The following is a 3,493-nucleotide window of genomic DNA, read 5'->3' as shown; positions in this document are numbered from 1 at the left end:
CCCGGCGGCACTGGGGCGGGGGGCGCGGGCCGCAAGCGGCCGACGCGCCCGGTGCCGGGTGCTGGTGTCCTCAGCCGGCGTGCTTGCGGCGGGCGGCGGCCCGACCGCGCTGCTGCTGGTCGAGCACCACCTTGCGGATGCGCACCGCGGTCGGGGTGACCTCGACGCACTCGTCCTCGCGGCAGAACTCCAGCGCCTGCTCCAGCGAGAGCTTGCGCGGCGGGATCAGCTTCTCGGTCTCGTCGGAGGTCGAGGCCCGCATGTTGGTGAGCTTCTTCTCCTTGGTGATGTTGACGTCCATGTCGTCGGAGCGCGAGTTCTCCCCGACGATCATGCCCTCGTACACCTCGGTGGTCGGGTCGACGAAGAGCTGGCCGCGCTCCTGCAGGTTGATCATCGCGAAGGCGGTGACCGCGCCGGCCCGGTCGGCGACCAGCGAACCGTTGTTGCGGGTGCGCAGCTCGCCGAACCACGGCTCGTACGACTCGAAGACGTGGTGCAGGATGCCGGTGCCCCGGGTGTCGGTGAGGAACTCGGTGCGGAAGCCGATCAGGCCGCGCGCCGGGACCAGCCACTCCATCCGGATCCAGCCGGTGCCGTGGTTGACCAGCTGCTCCATCCGGCCCTTACGGGTCGCGAGGAGCTGGGTGATCGCGCCCAGGTACTCCTCGGGCGCGTCGATGGTCAACCGCTCGACCGGCTCGCAGGTCCTGCCGTCGATCTCCTTGGTGACGACCTGCGGCTTGCCGACGGTCAGCTCGTAGCTCTCCCGGCGCATCTGCTCGACCAGGATGGCCAGCGCCAGCTCACCACGGCCCTGCACCTCCCAGGCGTCCGGCCGCTCGGTGGGCAGCACCCGCAGCGACACGTTGCCGACCAGCTCCTTGTCGAGCCGGTCCTTGACCATCCGCGCGGTGACCTTGGAGCCCTTGACCCGGCCCACCAGCGGTGACGTGTTGGTGCCGATCGTCATCGAGATGGCCGGCTCGTCGACGGTGATCAGCGGCAGCGCGACCGGGTTCTCCGCGTCGGCGAGGGTCTCGCCGATCATGATGTCGGAGATGCCGGCGACCGCGATGATGTCGCCCGGACCGGCCGTCTCGGCCGGCTTGCGCTCCAGGCCCTCGGTCATCAGCATCTCGGAGATGCGGACCCGCTGGGTGCTGCCGTCGGTGCGGCACCAGGCCACCGTCTGGCCCTTGCTGATCGTGCCCTGGCGGACCCGGCACAGCGCCAGCCGGCCGAGGAACGGCGAGGCGTCGAGGTTGGTGACGTGCGCCTGCAGCGGAGCGCCATCCTCGTACGCGGGGGCCGGGATGGTGTCCAGCAGGGTGCGGAACAGCGGCTCCAGGGAGGTGCTGTCGTCGGGCACCGAACCGTCGGCGGGCTGGGTCAGCGAGGCGACGCCGTCGCGGGCGCACGCGTAGACGATCGGGAAGTCGATCTGCTCCTCGTCGGCGTCCAGGTCGAGGAAGAGCTCGTAGGTGTCGTCCACGACCTCCTTGATCCGGGCGTCGGGGCGGTCGACCTTGTTGATCACCAGGATGATCGGCATCCGGGCCTGCAGCGCCTTACGCAGCACGAAGCGGGTCTGCGGCAGCGGGCCCTCACTGGCGTCGACCAGCAGCACCACGCCGTCGACCATGGTGAGGCCGCGCTCGACCTCGCCACCGAAGTCGGCGTGGCCGGGGGTGTCGATGATGTTGATGGTGACCGGGTCGGAGCCGTCCGCCGGCAGGTAGCGCACACCGGTGTTCTTGGCCAGGATCGTGATGCCCTTTTCCCGCTCCAGGTCACCCGAGTCCATCACCCGCTCGGTGTTCTCGCCCCGGGCGCCGTACGCCCCGGCCTGCCGCAACATGGCGTCGACCAGGGTGGTCTTGCCGTGGTCGACGTGAGCGATGATGGCGACGTTGCGGAGGTCGGTGCGAAGCTGCATACCCTCTATCCTTCCGCCTGCGCGCGCGCAGGCTGCGTCGGGGTCACCCCCAGGTGCCCCTGATCTATGGTGAAACTGCTGTCCCGGTCGTTGCACCGGCTGGCATGCTGGCTCCCGTGTCCCGGGGGCCTGAGTGCACGACCTGCTGACCTGGGTGCAAGGTCTGCCCACCCTGTGGATCTACCTGGTCGCCGCGCTGATCGTGGCGGGCGAGACCGCGGTGATCTTCGGCCTGCTGGTGCCGGGTGAGGCTACCCTGCTGCTCGTCGGCTTCCTCACCTACAACGGTACCTTGCGGCTCGGACCGGCGTTGCTCGCGATGATCGTCTCGGCGTTCGTGGGCGATGCGCTGGCCTTCCGCGCCGGGCGGCGCTTCGGCCCGAAGCTGCGTGCCGGGCTGGGCCACCGGGTCGGGCCCGAGCGGTGGCGCCGGGCAGACGCGATGCTCGCCCGGCTGGGCGGCCGGGGCGTGTTCGCGGCGCGCTGGGTGGCCTTCGCCCGCACCCTGGTGCCCCGGCTGGCGGGGTCCGCCGGCATGTCGTACCGGCGGTTCGCGCCGTGGAACGTGGCCGGCATCGTCACCTGGGTCGGCTGCTCGGTGCTGCTCGGCCACCTCGCCGGTGAGTCGTACGACACGGTCTCCCGGCTGCTCGGCCGGGCCACCGGCGCGGCACTGGCGTTGCTGGCGGGGCTGCTGGGGGTGGTGCTCTCCGGGCGGTGGCTCGGCCGCAACCCCGACCCGGTACGCGCGCTGCTGTCCCGGGCCGCCGCGCTGCCGCCGGTGCGCTGGCTCAGCGCCCGCTACGGGGTGCTGTTCTTCCTGGTGGCCATGCGGATCGGGCCGGCCTGGACGCTGCTGCTCAACCTGGCCGCCGGGCTGCTGCTGCTCTTCGCCGCCGGGCTGGCCATCGCCGGCCTGCTCGCCGTCGTGGTGCGCAACAGCGGGCTGGCGGCGCTGGACGGGGCGATCGGTGCCTGGTTCACCGCCCGCCGGACCCCGGACGCCGCCGACGCCACCCTGGTCGTGGTGTCGTTGGTACGCGGGTGGGTGCTGATCGTGTTGGTGGCGCTGGTGGCGGCGGTGCTGGCGTGGCGGAACCGCCCCTGGCGCGCGGATCTGCTCAGTGTGGTCGGCACCGTGGGCGCGTTCGTGCCGCTTGTGGTGCTGGCCGTGGTGGCCGAGTTGACGCCGACGCCCGGTGGCGGTCCGGGTGGGCACGAGGCCGTCCCGTTCTCGACCCAGAACGCCGTGGTCGCGGCGAGCCTGTGCACCCTGGCGTGGCTGGTGTCGCGCAGCGCCCACTGGCCGGTGGCAGTGGCCGCGTGGACGGCCGCCGCCGCGGGCGTGCTCGGGGTCGGCGCCGCACGGCTCTACCTCGGCCTGGACACGGCGAGCGGCACTGCCGCGGCGGTGCTGCTCGGGGTGCTGTGGACGGTGGTGTTCATGGTCGCCTGGGCCACCAGGGACCGGGCGGTGGGCGACCGGGCGCAGCCGGCCGACCCGGCCCGGCCGCCGCAGGGGCCCCGTCGTCCGGTCGAACCTTGCTAATCTGC

General features: G+C 72.2%; 2 protein-coding genes. One reads left to right on the top strand and one right to left on the bottom strand.

The features are described 5' to 3' along the window. Positions 1 to 70: 70 nt before the first annotated feature. Positions 71 to 1,939, bottom strand: coding sequence for a translational GTPase TypA (gene typA / locus AB0J68_RS29465; protein ID WP_354861421.1), 1,869 nt, complete (start codon positions 1,937 to 1,939; stop codon positions 71 to 73). A 133-nt stretch (positions 1,940 to 2,072) separates the two neighbouring features. On the opposite strand from typA, the gene AB0J68_RS29460 reads away from it, so the two are divergent. Beyond that, entirely contained in the window at positions 2,073 to 3,488 is a 1,416-nt protein-coding gene (locus AB0J68_RS29460; RefSeq protein WP_354861422.1) for a DedA family protein, read from the top strand. Positions 3,489 to 3,493: the final 5 nt, after the last annotated feature.

Origin of the sequence: Micromonospora sp. NPDC049580 (assembly GCF_040675595.1) — a bacterium.
In the GTDB taxonomy this organism is placed as follows: domain Bacteria; phylum Actinomycetota; class Actinomycetes; order Mycobacteriales; family Micromonosporaceae; genus Micromonospora.
Note: the sequence above shows the minus strand (reverse complement) of the source record. Positions and strands in the feature narration are given on the sequence as shown.

Bases quoted from the DNA above. Each gene is read 5' to 3' on its own strand.
- typA (WP_354861421.1), bottom strand. From the start codon at position 1,939: ATGCAGCTTCGCACCGACCTCCGCAACGTCGCCATCATCGCTCACGTC.